This window comes from Povalibacter sp., assembly GCF_036520495.1.
GTDB lineage: Bacteria > Pseudomonadota > Gammaproteobacteria > Steroidobacterales > Steroidobacteraceae > Steroidobacter.
This window is the reverse complement of sequence record NZ_DATDJO010000002.1, coordinates 1-18,409: the sequence shown is the minus strand read 5'-3', so window position 1 is coordinate 18,409 and position 18,409 is coordinate 1. Positions and strand designations below refer to the sequence as shown.

Genomic DNA, 18,409 nt, shown 5'->3' with positions numbered 1-18,409 from the left:
CTTCGGGCGGAACAGTCTGGCGCTCGGTTTCGTGATATCCCTATGAAAGCCCCAGGCGAGTTTGCTCGCGGCTCGGCATCAGCGGCAAAAGCAGGACGGCCGTAAGGCCTGACAGGTGCTCTCGAGTCTCGAGCCTCGCACTGCCACCGGCGGATTGGGCAATTGCGCGGACGATCGACAGGCCAATGCCAGTGCCCGCGGTCATGTCGTCAGTCGCTCTGTAGAAACGATCGAAAACACGCTCGTGTTCTTCGATAGCCAGGCCGCAGCCCTGGTCAATGACGCGTATTTCGCAGTAGCCGCCGACGACTTCCGCGGAGATGACGATGGTGCTCCCGGTCGGGCTGTAGCGAAGTGCGTTGTCAACCAGGTTATGCAAGGCGACGGACAGCGCGGCGGGTCGAAGCGGCACGTGGGCGTGGACGTTCCCCTGCAACACGAGCGTGATCTCCCTGTCCTTGGTCAGTGCCGAAAACGATTCGGGCAACGTGCTCAGTGCTTGTCGCACATCGGTGATCCCGGAACTCGCATGCTCGCTACGTGCGAGCTCCAGCAATTGCTCGACAGTTCGGCGAGCACGGGCGATGCCGCCCCGCAGGTCGTGCAGGCGCTCATCAAAGTCGGACTTCGATTTCGATTCGCCTATGGAATCTGCCTGAAGCTGAAGCGCTGTAATGGGTGTTCGCAAGGCATGCGCGGCATCGATGACGAACCCGCGCTCCCGTTTGATACTGTGGGTAACCCGCAGGAGCAAACCGTTGAACGCTTCGATGAGTGGTGCCACCTCCGCCGGGCCGCTTGCGACATCCAATGGAGCGTTGCTCAGTGGTTGTCGTTGCTCGAGCTCCCGCGCCAAACCATGCAACGGTTTTAGTGCGTTGTGCGCAATGGCGACTACCAGCAATGTCACGAGCGGCAAGCAAATCAACATGGGTAACGCTGCCACGGAGACCGCCGCGCTTATCAGTCCGCCGCGCGATTCGAGGCGTTGTGCCACGACGACCCAGCCATCGGTAGTCGCAAGCGCGTAGGACCTCCAGAGAAAACCTCGCAACTCGACATTGAGAAAGCCTTCTTGCGTAGGTTCCGGTACCTTCGTCTTGGTGGGCACGAGGCCGAACATGGTGTCGCCGTACCAGCGTTGCACGATGATTGCGCTATCGGCGGGTTGGCGTAAGGCAGCCAGCGCGCTTTCCCGGCCCTGCCCGTCGATATGCGCGGCGATCTGGGCGATCTGAATCAGGTTGTGATCCAGAAGCTCGTGCACCTGCCTGCGCATCGCGATTTCCGAAACGACGGCAGCGAGGACCGCGCCAAGCGCGAGCGACAGCGCAACCCCCAGGGTCAAGTGACGGCGCAGGCTCAGGTTATGTTTCCGATGCGCCAACCGATACCTCGAATATTCTCGATGATGTCCGCAGTGAGTTTGCGGCGTATTCCATGAATCAGGAATTCAACGCTGTTGCTCGAAACTTCAGTCTCCCAGCCATAAATACGCTCTTCCAGCTGGCTGCGGGACAGTACCGCGTGAGGTCGTTCGAGTAGTGCACGCAGGAGTGCGAACTCGCGAACGGTGAGTTCCACGGCCCGCCCTGAAAGTTCGGCGCGACGAGCTACCGAATCGAGGACCAGCGAGCCGTGAGCGAGGGCCGCGCTTGGTCGGGCAATACTTCGGCGCAGAAGGCTGCGGATTCGTGCGCGGACTTCATCGAGACTGAACGGCTTCACCAGGTAGTCGTCGGCGCCGGCATCGAGTCCCTCGACACGATCCTGAATGGAATCGCGGGCAGTCAGCATGAGTACCGGTATGTCGATTCGACGGGTGCGCATTTCGTTGAGAATTTCGATGCCTGAGCGCTTGGGCAGCGCCCAATCGAGTAGTACCAGCGCGTAACCACAGTCAGGTACGTCGATAGCGCTCGTTGCCGCCGCGCCATCCTGTGTCCAGTCCACTTCGTAGCCATCATCGCGTAGTGCCCGCACGAGGCTGCGGCCAATCATTTCGTCATCTTCGACCAGGAGCAGGCGCATGCGTCACGCGAAAGACTTGGGGTGGGCGCGGAATTTCGAACGGTTCACGGGGTTAGCGAGCTTTCTGGAAGCGTGACTCGACTGCTGGAGGGTATAAAACGAAAGCGGATTGTCGAAGCGAAGATCCAGGACGTTAAGCACCGTGTCCCCCTAGGTGTATTTATAGTTATGCGCGCGGGCAGGCATCGGATGCCGACATCCGCCAAATTCTACAACGCAGGCATCTCGACGACACAAGTGGACCCATCGGTCCCGCATGAAACGAATTGCCGACTAGGTCACTAGGACTCGCGGCTTCGACTCGTTGCTTCAATACTTAGCAAAGACTTAGCAATGGAGTTTCCGTGCGCGCTTCCAGGTGCAGTGTCCTTGCAGCCGAGTCCTCGCTATCGCTCCGCTGTAGGCGTGCTTCGGGATCGATGGACGAAAAGATCGGAAACGATCCCGCGTATCCAGCGATTGGAGGGGTCGCGATGAAACCGCGAATGCCAGTGTTGAGTCACGATACGCGGTGCGAGCTTGAATGGCAGCCGCATCAGCTTGATATCGGCCATCCGGGTGAGATTTTTCCCGATGGCAAGCGGCACGGTTGCGATGAGGTCGGACTCGCTGAGAATCATGGGCAGACCCAGGTAGTGCTGAACTCTCATCACGACATGACGTTGCAGGCCAAGCGCCCGAAGCTCTGATTCGATGACGTCGTTACAACTTCCATCGCTGTTGACGATAGCGTGATTTCCCTCCATGAATTGCCTGCGCGTGATGTTCGTGCCGATTCCTGCATGGGCACGCCTCACCAGGCACACAAAGGAGTGCGTGAACAGGCGTTGCTGATACAGCGCAGCGCTATGAAGTCCCGGGTAGTGCCCTAGCGCGAGGTCGGCCTCGCCGGAGCGCAATGCCGGTTCGATCTGTGAGGCGGCCAGATCGATCGTTCGGATTTCGACGGCAACGGCAGGCTTGGCGCTGGTGATGTGACGCGTGATCGGCGGCAGGAATACCAGCTCTCCGATGTCGTGCGTGATGAGTGTTACCGAACGCTGCGACCGCTCGGCGTTGATGCTCGGCTGTTGCAGGACTTGCGATTGAATGTGGTCCAGAGCTGCGGCAACCGGTGCCGCCAATCGTTCTGCGTGCGGCGTGGGTGAGATACCCGCCGAAGTCCGCACGAAAAGCGGATCGTCAAACAACTTCCGCAGCTTGTTGAGGGCAAGGCTCGTGGCAGGTTGACTCATTCCCAGCTGCTGTGCAGCGCGCGTGACACTCTCGGCTCGCAGCAACGCATCGAAAATCACCAGCAAATTGAGGTCGACGTGTCGGATATTCACATGAGCATCGTCGCACTGTAGTCACAGGATACTGACATCGCCCTGTTTCGTGGGCAATGGGGTATTCGATAAACAAATAATTGATATTAAGGACGTCGCGGTTTCATTCCCTGGCCTATCGTGTAGATTCGGACTGAATATCAGAACAAGAAAGATTCGCCGGAGCGCTGGTGGTGCCGACGAACACGCAATGGTGGGAATGTGTGATCAGCGTCGATCGGTGCTGTCTGGGCGCTTGCCCCACTCAATCGTTCGACTTCGCCAGTTTCCCCATGCGCCGTCGACGTGACTTGCCTTCTTCGCGTTTCATCGATGATGACGGATTCGATCCGCCGCTGTTCGGCAGCGGTAGTGACTGAATCGAAGTCCATGTAACTGGGGGTTAAAAATGAAGTCTAAGGTAGAAAAGCGTTTGAGCAGCGTGCTGTGTGCTGTGCTCGGCGTGTGCGGGACATCCGTCATCGTACTATCGGTATCTGCCGCTCCGGAGAAACCCGCAGCTCCGCAAACCTATGCTGCTTCTGAAAGATGGTTTGAGCGCGGGCAGTCGATGCCGGCGGCCGCGAGCTATCCGAACAGTGAGGGGTCCCTGGGCATCATCAATACCGATGGCGCTATGGACACTTCGAAGCATCCGTTCTTCGAGCCGTTAGGGTCGAATGGCAGGGCGTGCATCACGTGCCATCAGCCTGCGGATGCCATGAGTCTGTCGTTGAGCTCGATTCGTGAGCGATGGGAGGCCACCGCTGGCGCTGACCCGCTGTTCGACACCGGGGATGGCGCAAACTGCCCGGATCAGCCACGCGGCGTACGTGGTTCGCATTCGTTGCTGCTGGATCATGGGCTGATTCGTATTCCCTTGTCATGGCCACCCAGGAATGCAGCCGGTGAGCCGATCAAAACCGAATTCACCCTGGAGATCGTGAAAGACCCCGCGGGCTGCAATACGAGCCCGACATACGGGATGAAGTCGGCGACGCCGACGGTCTCCGTCTACAGGCGTCCGCGTATGGCGGGCAACTTGCGCTACGTCACGACATCGTTCTCGCTGTCAGGTCGCTTCAACGGCAAGACGGGTGAGCCGCTCGCCATCGATCCGCAGACGGGAAAGCGCGTGGGTCTGCCGATCCTCTCGGATGCGCGCCATCCGACGCTCGAAGCTCAGGCACGGGACGCGGTACTGACGCACTTGCGTGGCAATGGTGCAGTAACCGACGAACAGATCCGGCAGATCGTGGATTTCGAAGGTCAGGTGTACGTCGCGCAGCAAACGCATCGGGTCGGCGGCTCTCTCACCGGACTGAACGCGCCTCCGGCGCTCGGCCCAATGGCTTTGGCGACAGGTAAATCCATTCTGCCTGGAAACAATTGGACCACCCCGGTCTTCATGTCCTTCGACTCATGGCGTGAACCTGCGGGCGAGACGCAGGAACAGAAGGACTTTCGTTCGTCAGTGGCGAGAGGGTACGACGTGTTCTTCGTTCGTCCGATGTGGATTCGGGATGTTGCGTGGTTCACTTCGATCGGCATGGGGAACCCATACAAGCGTACGTGCGCGATCTGCCACAGCGTGCACCTGGCGGGGAACAATATCTCTCCGGGACTGATGGATCTCGGCGTGAATAACCCGCCAATGGCGCCGCTGATGCCGGATCTTCCGGTGTTCAGAGTGACATGCAATAAGGATGCATTGCCGCATCCATATCTCGGACGCGACTTCGTCACGCATGACCCGGGTCGTGCATTGATCACCGGCAAATGCATGGACGTCGGTTCGCTCGTCATGCAGCAGATGCGAGGTATGTCCGCTCGTGCTCCGTACTTCTCCAACGGCTCCGCGAAGACTATCCGCGCTGTCGTCGATTACTACGACACTCGATTCAAGATGGAGATGACCGAGCAAGAGAAGCAGGATCTGACCAATTTCATGAGCGTCCTGTGAGGGAGAAGACCATGCGAACAACCAATCTGATCATTCTCAGTGTGTTGGCGTCTTCTACGAGCGTGGCGGATGTCGCTCGGCCGGCCACTTTGAAGCAAAAGCAGAAGAACTTCGTCACTTGCCCTATCGTTCTCGATACCAAGGATGTGCCGTGCTGGGTCGCCGAGTACGAAGGGGAGCGCTACTTCCTGACCGTGCAGACCGGTCGCTCCAATGACGTCGTGTTCTCGCCTTCCCTCATGCACAAGGTGCTGGTCGAAGGTATCGTGACCGATCAACCACGCATGTGCGGTGGGATCGTTCTGACTGACGTGAAGTTGTCGGTCATTGAGGCCGAGGTCAGCCCCGAGTGCGACAAAATCCTGCCGGGCGACGCCTATCACGTTACCGGTCCACGACCGATTACTCCTGACGGAGATCCCCCGGGCGGTAAATCGACGGCGGTGCGGCGTCCGATCAATCCCGAGCGGTCCGCTGCGGCGATTGCGGCCAACCAGAAGAAAATGGCGGCCGAACGTCAAACCGCCGAGTTCACGATTCCCTACTACTTCGACTCCAACTATCTGCCGTTTCCGACGGAGCAGGCGACTGTGGACCGGGCTGCTGACTATGCGGCGCTTGCACAGGCACAGCGTGTCGAAGTCGTGGGTTACCGCGGCAGTGTCGTGCTGTCGGACGGGTCAGTGATTACCGAGAAGGAGGGGCTCGCAGAGCGTCGCGCCAGGACGGTCGCTGCCATCCTCGAGGACTTCGGTGTTCCCAAGGCAGTGATTGCGGTCAGTTGGAACGAGAAGCCTGAACATTCGAATGGCGTTCGTGACTACGAAAAACGCAGGGTGAATATCGCCGTCATCCCTGCACACAAAGACTGATAAGGGGGTTCTCATGGGCTCTGATACTGCAACACGTGTTGCGCCGGCGTCGTGCGGCTGCAATTTACTGAAGCTTGCGATCCGACAGGCATCACATCGCGCTGGTGTGAGTGGAGTGATGATTCTGGCCGCGACCTTCTCAACGGCAGGTCACGCGCAGGAGCGTTCCGGCGATGCCGCGCCCGCGGCCGAAGCGATTTCCGAGTCGGTCGTCGTCACTGGCAGCCGTATCCGCGGCATTGCCCCGGTGGGTGCGCCCACGGTTGCGCTGGGTCGCGCCGAGTTGACGACGAGCACGGCCAGCACCGTGGCGGACTTTCTGAAGGAAGTGCCGCAAGTGGTAGGAACGGGCATTGACGAGACGACATTCAGCACGACGGGTGTTTCTGCTTCCAACGTTTCTCGTGCAACGGCAATCAATCTGCGAGGGTTGAGTCCAGTCGCGACGCTCGTCTTGCTCGATGGCCATCGAGTGACGCAGAGCGGCACCGCAGGGGCCTTCGTGGATACCTCGGTGATCCCGACGATCGCCATCCAGCGCGTCGAAGTCATTGCGGATGGGGCCTCGGCAATTTATGGGTCCGACGCCGTTGCAGGCGTCGTCAATCTCATCTTGCGTCGCGATTTCACGGGCGCAGAAACCGCGCTGCGATTGAACAGCGCTGACGGTTACCAGCGAAATCAGGTCAGTCAGTTGCTTGGGCACCGGTGGGGCAGTGGCAGTGCAATGTTCGCCTATGAGTACACGGACAACGACAGCCTCAACAGTCGCGAACGAAGGAACTTCTACACTCAGGATCAGCGCAGCAAAGGCGGCAGTGATTTTCGGCAGTCGACCTGTCATCCAGGGAACATCCTGGTGAACGGTATCTCGTACGCATTGCCGCAGTCCGCAGCGGGCGGATCGATCGATCCTGCCAGCCTGATTCCGAACACACGTAATCTCTGCGATAACGCCATTACGGACATCATCCCGGAGCAACAGCGTCACAGCGCCATCTTCAGTGTGCGGCAGGATCTGAGTGATCGAGCTCGTATCAGTGCAGGCGGCTATTACTCCCGAAAGACATTCGAACCGGAGTTCGCCGCGCAAGGATCGGTCACTTCGTTGGCGACACTGACCGTGCCGAACACCAATGCGTTCTATGTCCTGCCGCAGGGGGTAAGTGCGACGCGAGTTACGGTGGAACGCAGTTTTGTCGACGAGGCCGGCCTGCGATCGGCGGATGGCATTTCAGAGACCTACTCGGGCACGATGGATCTGGAAATCGACCTCACCAGCGACTGGCGCATGCAGGTCGCAGGTTCGTGGGGCCAGAACTATGACCACACGTTCAGTCGCACGATCTCCACGCCTGCGCTCACTGCCGCGCTCGCCAGCAGTAACCCGGCGACTGCGCTCAATCCGTTTGGTCCGGGAACGAATCCTTCTGTCATCGATGGGATCTTCGTTGGCCAGTTCACGCCAGAAGGGCGCAACACGATGGCCGCGGGCGAGGTGCGCGCCGATGGTGGACTGTTCGATCTTCCTGGTGGCTCAGTTCGGCTGGCTGTGGGATCCGAATATCGACGCAACAGCCTGTCTACGCGAACGACGCGCGGCACCGTTACCGCGCCGGTTGCAGACATCGGCTACAACGTGCGTGAAGTAGTATCTGGTTACGCGGAGGTTTTTGTGCCGATCGTCGGTACACCCAATGCGCTCCCGGGTATTCAGAATCTGAACCTGTCGTTGGCGGCCCGTTACGATGACTACAGCGATTTCGGCGGCACGTCCAATCCGAAAGTCGGCATCACCTGGGAGCCAGCGTCGAATCTGGAGCTGCGAGGTAGCTACGGCACGTCTTTCCGGGCGCCTGGTCTGTCGGATCTGCGTCCACCAGGTCAGGCGAACGTGTCGACCACGGCCACCGATCCCAGGTCGCCGACAGGACAGAGCCGGGGTATCACTATCCGCGCGGGCAATCCGGACCTTGGACCGGAGGAGGCGACGACCTATACGATCGGAGCGAAATGGTCCCCGATGGCGTTGCCTGACCTCAGCCTGGACGTGACCTATTTCAGTATCGACTACGACAATCAGATCGCCGCGCCGTTCGGATCGTCGCCCCTCCAGCAGGAAGCGATCTACGCGGACGTGATCACACGCAATCCCACACCAGAACAGATCCAGGCGGTTCTCAATAATGGGCTTCCCCTGAGTGGAGTCCTGCCACCGGTCATCGAATTCATCATCGACGCTCGACCGATGAACCGCGGTATCACCGATGCCCGCGGCTTCGACCTGCAAGCTGGATATCGCTGGATGACCGATCGGGCAGGCTCGATCTCGTGGCGTACGACGGGAACCTACTTTACAAAGTTCGATACGCAGCTCACCGCGAATGCTCCGGTGCTCGAGCGAGTGAATACCATTGCGTATCCATTGCGCTTCCGCGCGAAGAGCGACCTCAGCTGGGCGATCAATGATGTCGGAGTCGGTCTGTCGGTGAATTATTCGAGTCATTACTGGGACACGAACTTCACGCCGAATCGCGGGATCGATTCATACGTCACGCTGGACTTGAATGGCAGCTATGAATTCAGCAGTGAGTCGATGCTTGCGGGCCTGACTCTGTCGCTCAACGTCGCCAACGTGCTGGACGAGGACCCTCCGTTCGTCAACCAGAGCGATGGCTACGACGGTAGCAAGGCGTCTCCGTACGGACGCTTGATCTCCGTTGGGCTGACCAAGTCCTGGTAGCAGGACTTCGGCGTCGGGCGCGTCAAGGGAGCGCCCGACGCCAGTCTGCATGCAACATGTATCGGCATTGCAGGACGATGGGCTGGTCATGCAAGTCGCGGCGGGCTGCCTGAGGGCCGGAGCCGAGTGCGAAGCTGGTGGCGACGAATGGGAAGCGCCGCGGCAGGGAAGGCGAGACCTGGTACCCCGCCGCAACAGGACCCGAGTAGATCCAAACGATCTACTCGGGCAGGCAGCTCTCAGCAGGAGTAGTGGCGATGCCACTTCTGAAAGCGCACCTTGGTCTTTTCCGGGAGATGTATCTTGCGCTTGGCCTGCTTGAGGTCGCATTCCGTGAACGGACGCGCGAACTCATCGGGCTGGTAGGCAATGAAGCGCGCAGCGCCGAGATTCAGTGAGCGAGCGAGCGCATTGAGTTTGTGAGGATTGTCCGAATCGCTCCATTTTTTTGTGAGCAAACGCGCCTGGAGTGTTTCCACGGCGGCCACTGTCTCGGCAGCGCTGAAGCCGCAGTGACCCGCGCTCTCCACGTACACCTGGCGGAGCATGTGCTTCGCACCCGCCCGTTCTACCTCGTTCTCGTATGCCGACTGGCTGGCAGCGGTCGAAATGTTGTCTCCGATATTGTTCACCGTCAGCACAGGTACTTCGAGCTCACCGTCGAAAATACCGGGCTCGGCCCACGCGATCGCCTTTGGGTCCGCCTTGTAGCGTGGCGAGCGCGCCAGTGTCTTCAGGTCGTCGTTCAGATCCAGATTCGCATCGCGATAAAGCTGACGAACCACCTCGGAATTCTCCACTCGCGACAGCAGCTCGGCATAGTCGACCCCGACGTTCGAAGAAATGTTGCCGCCGCTGCGTCGCTCGATCTCGTTCCGACTGCTCATGGCCTGCCCGATGGTGGGCAGGGGGCCGCCGGCGAGACTGTCGTACAGGCCTGCCTGCAGCGCCGCCAGATCCCATCGTTCGGGCTTCGGCTTCGCTGGATTCGACCACGTCGGCAATTGCCCGAGCACTGCTGCGAGCGCGATTCGTGCACGGCCCTCCGGCGTCTGCTGTGCGTTGGCGAGCATCGCCAGCCAGGCGGGGCGGGCATTGGTGGCGAAGTCATCCGGAATGTTGATGGCTGGAAGATTCGGATTGTTCGGCGCGAACAGCATCTTCGCCACGTAGACGGCATCGAGCTTGGCATGCCACTGACCAACCGTGCCGGACAGGCCGCCACACATCAGTACCGCGCCGTTGAAGACGTCAGGACGCGCCTGGATCGTCGCTGCACCGGTGTGTCCGCCTGCTGATGATCCGAACGCGACGGCGCGGATCGGACGACCGTGGACGCTCTTGAACTTGTTGACCACTTCGACCTGGTTATTCACCCCACCGGCGGTATTCCAGCCGCCCGTAACGAAGCGTGTCGTGCCCGCCATCGCGTAGCCGCGAGCGAGCAAAGCTTGCGTTGCTGCCGAGTTCGGATTGCTCGACGCATAGTCGAGTCCGACCAGGAGCGTGCCATTGAATTGATCCGGATAGTCGATCCTGAAGGCAGTGCCATCCGCGAGAGTCCCGGTCGTCGTGATGGCCGCAAGCGCAGCAGCCGGAGCTCCCAGGGCGATGAGCGTCGCCGCCGCGAGTTTCCGCAAGCGCGGCAGGACGGGATGTGAAGGTGCGCGATGAGCGCGTTGGTCGCGCGATCGGGTGCATGAGTGAAGAAGAATCATGAATCCCCCTCGATATCGTTGATGCGCAGGTATGCGCTGGTTTGCATCAGGCGGAGTAATCACTTGATTAAGTCAAGTGATTATCCGAGCGTAAGAGCGTAGCCGGGACGTGTCAACGGTGGTGGGCGGTGTGTGGCAGTGAGCGATTGCAGCCGCATGGTTGACGTAGCCACAGACGGCCTCTAATCTGAGTTTAAACAAGTGCTCTAAGTAGGTGTATCAAACCTGAGTCTGCCAGAAGCCGGTGCAGCGTCCCGGGGGACAGGAGAAGAAATCAAATAGGAGGGAGGTGCATTTGTCGCCGTACGGATCGCCGCGCTGCGGTGCTGCAGTCGTTCACTGCCAGCGCCAGGTACGAGCGAACTTCCGAGGCACGTCCAGGCGAACAGTCCGACATTCATGGCAAGGCAAGTACGACCAGGGCAACCGAGGCCTGGATCAGCCGGTGAATCGTTGTCTCATGTCGAGCGACGCGCTTCGTGATCACACGCGCGCATCGCACTCACGCGAAGGTGGAGCTTTCGTGCCCCGTCATCGCACTGGAATCAAGATTGGGGGGTATATGCGAATTCGATCTATGCAAGCGACCATCGGCTTGACCGCTGCGCTATCGGTGTCAGTGTCGGCGCAGACGCTGGAGCCGATAGCGCTGGAGGAAGTGATCACGACCGCCCGGCGTGCGTCGGAGAATCTCCAGGTAACGCCTGTTTCCGTGACAACGCTGAGTGCGGACCTGCTGAAGGAGATCGGTGCGATCGATCTGCGCAGCGTCACCAATGTCACGCCGAACATGGAGTTCTCGTACGCCGGCAATGGCAGCGGCGGCGGCAACTTCGCCCAGGTCTTCATCCGCGGTGTCGGTCAACCTGATTTCATCATCACGAAGGATCCGGGCGTCGGCATCTACGTCGATGGCGTGTATCTGGCGCGGGCGCCAGGATCGGTGCTCGAGTTGCTCGACGTCGAGCGCATCGAGGTGCTGCGTGGTCCGCAAGGTGCGCTATTCGGCAAGAATACGATTGGTGGCGCCGTCGTCGTGACGACACAGCGTCCTGACGATGAGTTGGGCGGCGTCGCGCAAGTAACACTCGGCAGCTACAACCGCCAGGACATCAGCGGCTCCTTGAATCTGCCGCTGGTGCCAGGCTCGCTTGCGTTACGCGTGTCTGCGATGTCGCGCGAGCAGGATGGCTACTACCGGCGTCTGTACAAAGACGTGGATCCGGTGCAGTTCGGCGACAACGCGACCAGCGGTAATGACGTCAATCGGCAGAGCGGTCGCGCGACGCTGTTGTGGACGCCCAGTGAGGTCTTCGAGGCTGCGCTATCCGCGGACGTCACGCGGGAGCGGCAGGATTCGGTCGAGTATCAGATGGTCGGCATGCCTGGCGCGATCAGCGCCAACAACGCCGCCTACAATCAGTTCTACGCCACCCCGAACGGCCTGCCGACCTACGGCACGCAGTGGATTACGACGAAGCCGTGGACGACGTATGCAAACTGGCCGGGCTACAACAGCTCCGATATCTGGGGCACATCGCTCGGGCTCACCTGGAGTCTCGACGGCGTCCAGGTGAAATCGATCACTGGTTATCGCGAGCTCGAGGTCGCGACGCGCGGTGATGGCGACGGCACGCCGGCGGACATCGTTGCGACTGGCGGTGTCGATATCAAGCAGCATCAGTTCAGTCAGGAGATCCAGTTCCTCGGCAGCGCGTTCGGTGATCGACTCGATTGGGTTGCGGGGCTGTGGTACTTCGATGAAACAGCGCGGGATGTGCAGCGCTCGCGTCAGCAGGCGGGGTTGTTCGAAGCGCTGGAAGCTGCGCCGCTGAATTCGTTGACGCCGACCGTGCCGATTGCAGGATGTGCGGCGCCTTGCCGGTTGGGGGGTGCTGGCAATCCGAACAATGCACGTCTCGACAATACGCGCACCGGCAGCCGACTCATGCAGAACACGAGCTATGCGGTGTTCCTGCACGGCGTGTTTGCATTCACGGATCGTTGGAGCCTCACGGCGGGTGCGCGCTTCAGCAGAGAGGAGAAGGAGTTCGACTATTACGAGGTGCGCCCGCTGCGGGGCATTGTCAGCTTCGATACCTATAACCTCACACCCGTACCGGTCGACGAGTGGGACATCTTCACGCCGAAGCTGGGCCTGGAGTACAAGCCGACTGATGACGTCATGCTCTACGTGCAAGGCTCGACGGGATTCAAGGCTGGCGGCTACAACGGGCGGCCCTCATCGGCGACGGCACTGCAGTCGTTTGACGAGGAAGAACTCGAAACGATCGAAGCGGGCATCAAGAGCGAATGGTTCGGTCGCACGTTGCGTGCCAACGCGGCGATCTTCTACAGCGAGTACACCGACATCCAGATCACGCGTCTGTCCGCTGAATTGGGTGGGGTGCGGCTCGAAGAGAATGCGGGCAGCGGCGAATCCCGGGGCGGGGAACTCGAGATCATGTATCTGCCCGTGGCAGATTTGCGCCTCTCGGCGGCATTGGGTTACCAGGAATTCGAATTCACGGAGCTTCGCACGGGCGTGCAACTTGCGTGTGGCATGAACTGTGTGCTGCCGTTCGCGCCGAAGCTCACAGCGAACCTTTCGGCTGCCTATACGGTTTCCCTTGGCAGCGCCTGGAATCTCGATATGCGTGTCGACTACAAGTACAGCGACAAGTACTACATCGATGCCGACAATACGGAAGCAGTGGCGCAGGATACCTACGACTCGGTCGACGCACGTATTGCGCTCAAGCCGAGCGACGGCGGGTGGGAGATATTCCTCAGCGGATCGAACCTGACGAACGAAGCCATTGTGGCAAACGGTGTTCACTCCGTGCCCAACAACAGTCAGATGCTGACCTACAAGCCGCCGCGGCAGTGGGCGGCGGGCATTCGCCTGGAGTTCTGAGGCTGGTTGTGGACTCCCTGCGCTCAGGGCGGGGAGTCCGCAAAGATCAGCTGCAGGTTGCGACGATGCCGGCGGTGCAGAACTCGACCAGATATTCGATCAGGGTTTCCGGATCGTCGGGCCAGGCGGTTTTGCCGGCGAGCGATTCATAGACGGTATCGACCGGAGCAAGCAGCATCAGATCGACCGTGAAAGTAAATGCCTTGCGGATTCGCTCTTCCGAAGCAGATGGTAACGCCTCCTTCAGCGCACGCATGAACTCGTCGCGCAGCGTGTTGATCGTGCTCGGGATCTGGATCTCCACTGGATAGCTCGTCTCGGACGTGGCGCGAGCGACGATGCGTACATAGTTCGCTGCTGCGGGGTCCGCGCAAAGGCGAACATGCGGTGCAATATAAGCATGGATAACTGCGCGGATGCGTCGCGTCCCGCGTAGCTTCGGGTTGATGGCGAGAAGCGCGTCATTGCGCTGCTTGCTCAGAAGTTCGCGAAAGCCTGCGATCACCTCGAGATAGAGCTCGGCCTTCGAGCTGAAGTAGTAATGCACCGAGGCCGGGTTCGCATCGGCATCACGCGTGATCTCGCGCAGTGAAGTGGCATTGAAACCGCGCTGGGCAAAATGCTTCGCTGCCTGAGCGAGAATCCGGTCTCTCGTGCTGGTCGTCGAAATGAGTTTCGGTTTGGATCGCATGGGGGCTGGCGTCGTCCTGGACAGTGTGCCGAAAGAGTAATTCACCGCCAGAGCTTTCTCCAGCTCCCGAGAGTGCTCTTGCTCACGAATAAAACAATTGTTTAAATCGATTGCATATCCAGAATGAGTGATTGCGACGGCGACAGCCCGTCGACTCTGAGCGAATCTCCCTCCGTCGACGGGACTCATGCGCTCGACCTCCACTGCCAGCAACGCTCACACGCCCATGGAAACAACTGCAAAACCGCTCGACGGTATTCGGGTCATCGACCTGACCCGCGCTTTGGCAGGTCCCTATGCCACGTTATTGCTGGCGGGACTTGGGGCGGAGGTCATCAAGATCGAGGATCCAGTCAGCGGCGATCTGGCGCGCGACAACAGTCCGTACGTGGGGCGAGACGGGATCGGGCCAAGGAAGGTGCACGAGGACGACATTTCCATTTCCCACCTGACTCGGGGGCGGGGGAAGTACGGCGTATCGCTGAATCTGAAATCTCCCCACGCGGTGGATGTGTTCCGCGATCTGGTTTCGGTCAGCGATGTCGTCGTGGAGAATTTCACGAGCGGTACGGCCGATCGATTGGGTATCGGGTACGAGGCGGCGAAGGCGGTGAATCCCCGGATCGTTTATTGCTCGCTGAGCGGATTCGGTGCCGGAGTCGCGGAAGGCAGCAAGGCCATGGACGTGATCATCCAGGCGCTGAGCGGCGCGATGTTCACGAGTGGGAACGCCGGTGCCGAGCCGGTACGGTTCGGCATTCCCGTCGCCGATATGCTGGCTCCTGTCTTTGCCGTGATAGGAATACTCTCGGCACTGCAGCAGCGCGAGCGCACGAAGACTGGGCAGCACGTCGATGTGTCGATGCTGGGTGCGCTTACGTCTTTTGTGGCAATCGAAAACTGGCACGCGATGGAGTTGGCGGGAATTCCGAGTCGCACCGGGTTGACGGTGCCGCGGCTTTCGCCCTTTGGGGTGTTCCGCTGCGCTGACGGGTATGTTTCGATCGTTGCCGTGCACGATGGATTCTTCGGCGGATTGTGCCAGGCGATGGATCTTCCGCTGGCAGACGATAAGCGCTTCTCCACGAGAGATGCGCGAGTCACAAATGCCGGGGAACTCGAGCGGACCATTGGCGCCTGGTGCGAATTCCGCAGTACGCACGACGTAGTGAAGCGGCTCACGGCGAACAATGTGCCGGTCGCGCCGGTCAGATCCCCGATCGACGCATTGTCGGATTCCCGCGTGCTTGCGCGGGGCGAGGTCGACACCGTTCAACATCCAGCCTACCCGAGCGGTCTGGAGTTCAGTACCGCTGGCGTTCCGATTCTGTTCTCCGGTGCTCCGTGTAAGGTCGCAAGCACGCTGGCCGTCAGCATCGGCCAGCACAACGAGCATGTGTATCGGGATCTCCTGGGTTATTCCCCGAAGCGTCTGGAGGAGCTGCGTCAGCAACGTGTGATCTAGGAAAGGTCTGATCAATTCCAGGTCAGTCACTCCCGCGTGGGCGGGAATCCATCCGGGGCGGCGACTGCAGATCGAGCGGCCAAACCAGGTGTGGGCGACCGACGTCACCCATATCCCATAGCGCGCTCATCGTTGTCCGCCGTTTCGAGCGCCACTTTTTAGAGCGTCGCTGCTCATGCCATGTTCGCGACCGCTTCAATCTCGGCGCTCCCGATCTGAGTCGCTGTCGCCACGGCCTCAGCACTCCGATCCGAGGGGGGAATAAACAACCCGCACTTCTAAAAAATAACGATTAAAAAATATCACTGACGTTTAGTAGGCTCAGTGATGTTTCGTATCTAGACGCTGCCACTCACCAGCTCGATGCGGGCGGTGTCGTTTCTTTATCGAGTCTACCGTCGCTTTATGCTGATAGCAGCGTAGAACCAGGGGATTTGTGGCGTTGGATACTCGATGATCTTTATCTCGCCGCGCTGATGGCTTGAGCCAGCTCCCTATATAACAATCACACTTAGGATGATGCGACATGAAAGTGCGGGTAGACGTTCGTTTGGTCCTTTTGAGTGCGGCGGCAATGGCGGCATGCATGCGACTGGCGACTGCCGCAGGCTCCTATGAGGTGGAGGATGTCCCGCTGTCACAGATTGCCGGGGACCTGGCGGCTGGCAAGACGACTTCCGTCGAGGTGACACAGGCCTACATCGATCGCATTCAAAAGTATGACGGGCCGCTGCATGCGGTCATTGGGATCGATCCCAATGCGCTGAAGCAGGCGGCTGCGGCCGACAAGCGCCGCAAGGCTCGCAAAAGCCTGGGGCCGCTCGATGGTGTGCCGGTGCTGCTCAAGGACAACATCGATGTCGTTGGAGTGCCAACGACGGCGGGGTCCTATGCACTGGTAGACAACAAGGCGGCCAAAGACTCTGAAGTAGCACAGCGTCTGCGCGCCGCTGGCGTGGTTTTTCTAGGTAAGGCCAACCTCTCACAGTTCGCCAACTATCGCACCACTGGCGGTTTCAATGGCAGCACGGTGGGCGGCAGCACCCACAACCCTTATGACCTGTCACGAACCCCCGCAGGTTCGAGCAGCGGCTCGGGGATCGCGGCAGCAGTGAGTTTTGGCGCAGCCACTATCGGCACTGAAACCAGCGGCTCGATCACCGGTCCTGCAAACGTCAACGGTGTGGTAGGTCTCAAGCCCACCATTGCGTTGGTTTCACGTCGCGGCATCGTGCCCATCTCCTTGAATCAAGACACGGCAGGTCCGATGACACGCACGGTGCGTGATGCGGCGATGCTGCTGAATGTGCTGGCCGGCAGCGATGCGGGCGATCCCTGGTCGAAGGAGGCTGACCAGTATCGCACCGACTACGTGGCGGCACTGCGCACCGACGCTTTGAAGGGGCAGCGAATCGGGGTCATGCGGGGCCTGTCTGGGCAGAATGAAAGCACCAACCCCGTGTACAACCAGGCGGTGCAGGATCTTGCTGCACAGGGTGCCGAGCTTGTGGAGATTGCCGATACGGGCTTCATCGATCTCAGCTCGCAAATGATGGATGTCAAACTCACGCGCGAGTTCAAAGACGATATCAATGCCTATCTGGCCGGCACGCCCTCTGCCGTCAAGGTCCGTAATCTCGCCCAGCTGATTGCGTTCAGCGATACCGAGCCGCACGAGAAGTTGCATGACCATGTGCGTTGGGACATGGCCGAGGCGACCCAGGGACGCAAGAGCGCTGACTATGAGGAAATTCGTAACAAAGCCGAGACCGCGGCTGGTCAGCAGGGCATCGACCGGCTGCTAAAACAATACAACGTGGTTGCGCTGGTGACGCTCACCGGTGGTCCCGCTGGCCTCATTCAACCGGATGGCAGTGGAGGCGCCCGCCGCGCCGCTGCGGCTGCCGGCCAGCCACCCGCTCCCAGCGCCACCTCCTATGCAGCCATTGCTGGTTATCCACATCTAACGGTGCCCATGGGCTTCGTGAACGAATTGCCGGTTGGGCTTTCTTTCATTGGGCCGAAGTGGTCGGAGAAGACATTGTTGTCCTTTGGGTATGCCTACGAGCAGGCCACTAGAAAGCGTGTACCCCCAGCCGCGTATAAACAAGCAGCGGCAGCTGAATCACTTGTCCAGTAGCGACCGAGAAATCATTTCGAGGGGCTAGTATGAGTTGTTCCAAAGTACAGCGCGCCATTCGTCGCGCGTGCGCCTCCACCTTGAGCGGTGCAGCGCTATTCTTGGTTGCACAACACGGCTTCGCTGCCGATGACGGCGGCTCCGCCGCCGCGAAAAATCTAGAAGAAGTGTTGGTTACTGCGCAGAAGCGAGCGGAGCGAGCACAGGAGGTGCCTATTTCGCTGGCAGTGATGTCGGGCGCGGCCCTGGAAAGCTCCAGTACTCGCAATGTGGCCGACGCACTCGCGCAAACGCCCGGTGTGTCCAGTGGCGGGTGACCGAGCGCGTATAAATATTCGCGGTGTTACGGCTGGCGGGGCCATGTATGCCGGCTCAAGCCCGGTGGGTTACTACCTGGAATCTGTGCCCTTCGGTCTGGTGCGTTCGTCGGAGTTGATTTCGGCCGGGAAGCGGCGCCGGATGAAACCACCGTGTGCAAGTTTCGGCATCTGCTGGAGAAGCATCGGCTGGGCAAGGCAATCTTTGCCGAGGTCAACGCGCATCTGAAAAGCCAGGGGATGAA

At 59.8% G+C, this 18,409-nt stretch carries 12 protein-coding genes and 1 pseudogene; 8 read left to right on the top strand and 5 right to left on the bottom strand.

The annotated features are described in order from the left end of the window. Positions 1 to 40: 40 nt before the first annotated feature. The 3 genes from VIZ63_RS00340 to VIZ63_RS00330 all read right to left on the bottom strand — a co-directional run bounded on the left by VIZ63_RS00340 (position 41) and on the right by VIZ63_RS00330 (position 3,359). Positions 41 to 1,348, bottom strand: coding sequence for an ATP-binding protein (locus tag VIZ63_RS00340; RefSeq protein WP_331607483.1), 1,308 nt, complete (start codon positions 1,346 to 1,348; stop codon positions 41 to 43). A 14-nt stretch (positions 1,349 to 1,362) separates the two neighbouring features. Beyond that, positions 1,363 to 2,031: a response regulator transcription factor gene (locus VIZ63_RS00335; RefSeq protein WP_331607482.1), complete on the bottom strand. Its 669-nt coding sequence runs from the start codon at positions 2,029 to 2,031 to the stop codon at positions 1,363 to 1,365. A gap of 386 nt (positions 2,032 to 2,417) precedes the next feature. Then, the gene (locus tag VIZ63_RS00330) at positions 2,418 to 3,359 is read right to left on the bottom strand and encodes a LysR family transcriptional regulator (protein WP_331607481.1); all 942 of its coding nucleotides are present in this window, start codon (positions 3,357 to 3,359) and stop codon (positions 2,418 to 2,420) included. A 700-nt stretch (positions 3,360 to 4,059) separates the two neighbouring features. Between VIZ63_RS00330 and VIZ63_RS00325 the strand changes: the two genes are divergently transcribed. From VIZ63_RS00325 to VIZ63_RS00315, 3 genes are all read left to right on the top strand, one after another. Beyond that, positions 4,060 to 5,301 carry a hypothetical protein gene (locus VIZ63_RS00325; RefSeq protein ID WP_331607480.1) on the top strand — a complete coding sequence of 414 codons (1,242 nt, stop codon included), beginning with the start codon at positions 4,060 to 4,062 and terminating at the stop codon, positions 5,299 to 5,301. A gap of 11 nt (positions 5,302 to 5,312) precedes the next feature. Continuing rightward, positions 5,313 to 6,173 carry an OmpA family protein gene (locus tag VIZ63_RS00320; RefSeq protein WP_331607479.1) on the top strand — a complete coding sequence of 287 codons (861 nt, stop codon included), beginning with the start codon at positions 5,313 to 5,315 and terminating at the stop codon, positions 6,171 to 6,173. Between the two features lie 118 nt (positions 6,174 to 6,291). Further along, complete coding sequence (locus tag VIZ63_RS00315; protein ID WP_331607478.1) at positions 6,292 to 8,916, top strand: TonB-dependent receptor; 2,625 nt, start codon at positions 6,292 to 6,294, stop codon at positions 8,914 to 8,916. A gap of 239 nt (positions 8,917 to 9,155) precedes the next feature. On the opposite strand, the gene VIZ63_RS00310 is transcribed toward VIZ63_RS00315, so the two are convergent. Beyond that, positions 9,156 to 10,634, bottom strand: a complete 1,479-nt coding sequence (locus VIZ63_RS00310) for a hypothetical protein (RefSeq protein ID WP_331607477.1) — start codon at positions 10,632 to 10,634, stop codon at positions 9,156 to 9,158. A gap of 577 nt (positions 10,635 to 11,211) precedes the next feature. Between VIZ63_RS00310 and VIZ63_RS00305 the strand changes: the two genes are divergently transcribed. Next, complete coding sequence (locus tag VIZ63_RS00305; protein ID WP_331607476.1) at positions 11,212 to 13,551, top strand: TonB-dependent receptor; 2,340 nt, start codon at positions 11,212 to 11,214, stop codon at positions 13,549 to 13,551. Positions 13,552 to 13,597: 46 nt separating this feature from the next. Here VIZ63_RS00305 and VIZ63_RS00300 read toward each other — a convergent pair whose 3' ends face one another. Further along, positions 13,598 to 14,242, bottom strand: coding sequence for a TetR/AcrR family transcriptional regulator (locus VIZ63_RS00300; protein WP_331607475.1), 645 nt, complete (start codon positions 14,240 to 14,242; stop codon positions 13,598 to 13,600). 226 nt (positions 14,243 to 14,468) lie between these two features. Between VIZ63_RS00300 and VIZ63_RS00295 the strand changes: the two genes are divergently transcribed. The 4 genes and pseudogenes from VIZ63_RS00295 to VIZ63_RS00280 form a co-directional block, all read left to right on the top strand. Further along, positions 14,469 to 15,707 carry a CaiB/BaiF CoA-transferase family protein gene (locus VIZ63_RS00295; protein ID WP_331607474.1) on the top strand — a complete coding sequence of 413 codons (1,239 nt, stop codon included), beginning with the start codon at positions 14,469 to 14,471 and terminating at the stop codon, positions 15,705 to 15,707. 526 nt (positions 15,708 to 16,233) lie between these two features. Next, positions 16,234 to 17,847 carry an amidase family protein gene (locus tag VIZ63_RS00290; protein WP_331607473.1) on the top strand — a complete coding sequence of 538 codons (1,614 nt, stop codon included), beginning with the start codon at positions 16,234 to 16,236 and terminating at the stop codon, positions 17,845 to 17,847. A 29-nt stretch (positions 17,848 to 17,876) separates the two neighbouring features. Beyond that, positions 17,877 to 18,164: a hypothetical protein gene (locus VIZ63_RS00285; RefSeq protein ID WP_331607472.1), complete on the top strand. Its 288-nt coding sequence runs from the start codon at positions 17,877 to 17,879 to the stop codon at positions 18,162 to 18,164. A 105-nt stretch (positions 18,165 to 18,269) separates the two neighbouring features. Further along, a pseudogene (locus VIZ63_RS00280) lies at positions 18,270 to 18,409 on the top strand (transposase); the annotation flags it as partial.

Bases quoted from the DNA above. Each gene is read 5' to 3' on its own strand.
- VIZ63_RS00325 (WP_331607480.1), top strand. From the start codon at position 4,060: ATGAGTCTGTCGTTGAGCTCGATTCGTGAGCGATGGGAGGCCACCGCT.
- VIZ63_RS00335 (WP_331607482.1), bottom strand. From the start codon at position 2,031: ATGCGCCTGCTCCTGGTCGAAGATGACGAAATGATTGGCCGCAGCCTC.
- VIZ63_RS00300 (WP_331607475.1), bottom strand. From the start codon at position 14,242: ATGCGATCCAAACCGAAACTCATTTCGACGACCAGCACGAGAGACCGG.
- VIZ63_RS00285 (WP_331607472.1), top strand. From the start codon at position 17,877: ATGAGTTGTTCCAAAGTACAGCGCGCCATTCGTCGCGCGTGCGCCTCC.
- VIZ63_RS00305 (WP_331607476.1), top strand. From the start codon at position 11,212: ATGCAAGCGACCATCGGCTTGACCGCTGCGCTATCGGTGTCAGTGTCG.
- VIZ63_RS00290 (WP_331607473.1), top strand. From the start codon at position 16,234: ATGAAAGTGCGGGTAGACGTTCGTTTGGTCCTTTTGAGTGCGGCGGCA.
- VIZ63_RS00320 (WP_331607479.1), top strand. From the start codon at position 5,313: ATGCGAACAACCAATCTGATCATTCTCAGTGTGTTGGCGTCTTCTACG.
- VIZ63_RS00310 (WP_331607477.1), bottom strand. From the start codon at position 10,634: ATGATTCTTCTTCACTCATGCACCCGATCGCGCGACCAACGCGCTCAT.
- VIZ63_RS00295 (WP_331607474.1), top strand. From the start codon at position 14,469: ATGGAAACAACTGCAAAACCGCTCGACGGTATTCGGGTCATCGACCTG.
- VIZ63_RS00315 (WP_331607478.1), top strand. From the start codon at position 6,292: ATGATTCTGGCCGCGACCTTCTCAACGGCAGGTCACGCGCAGGAGCGT.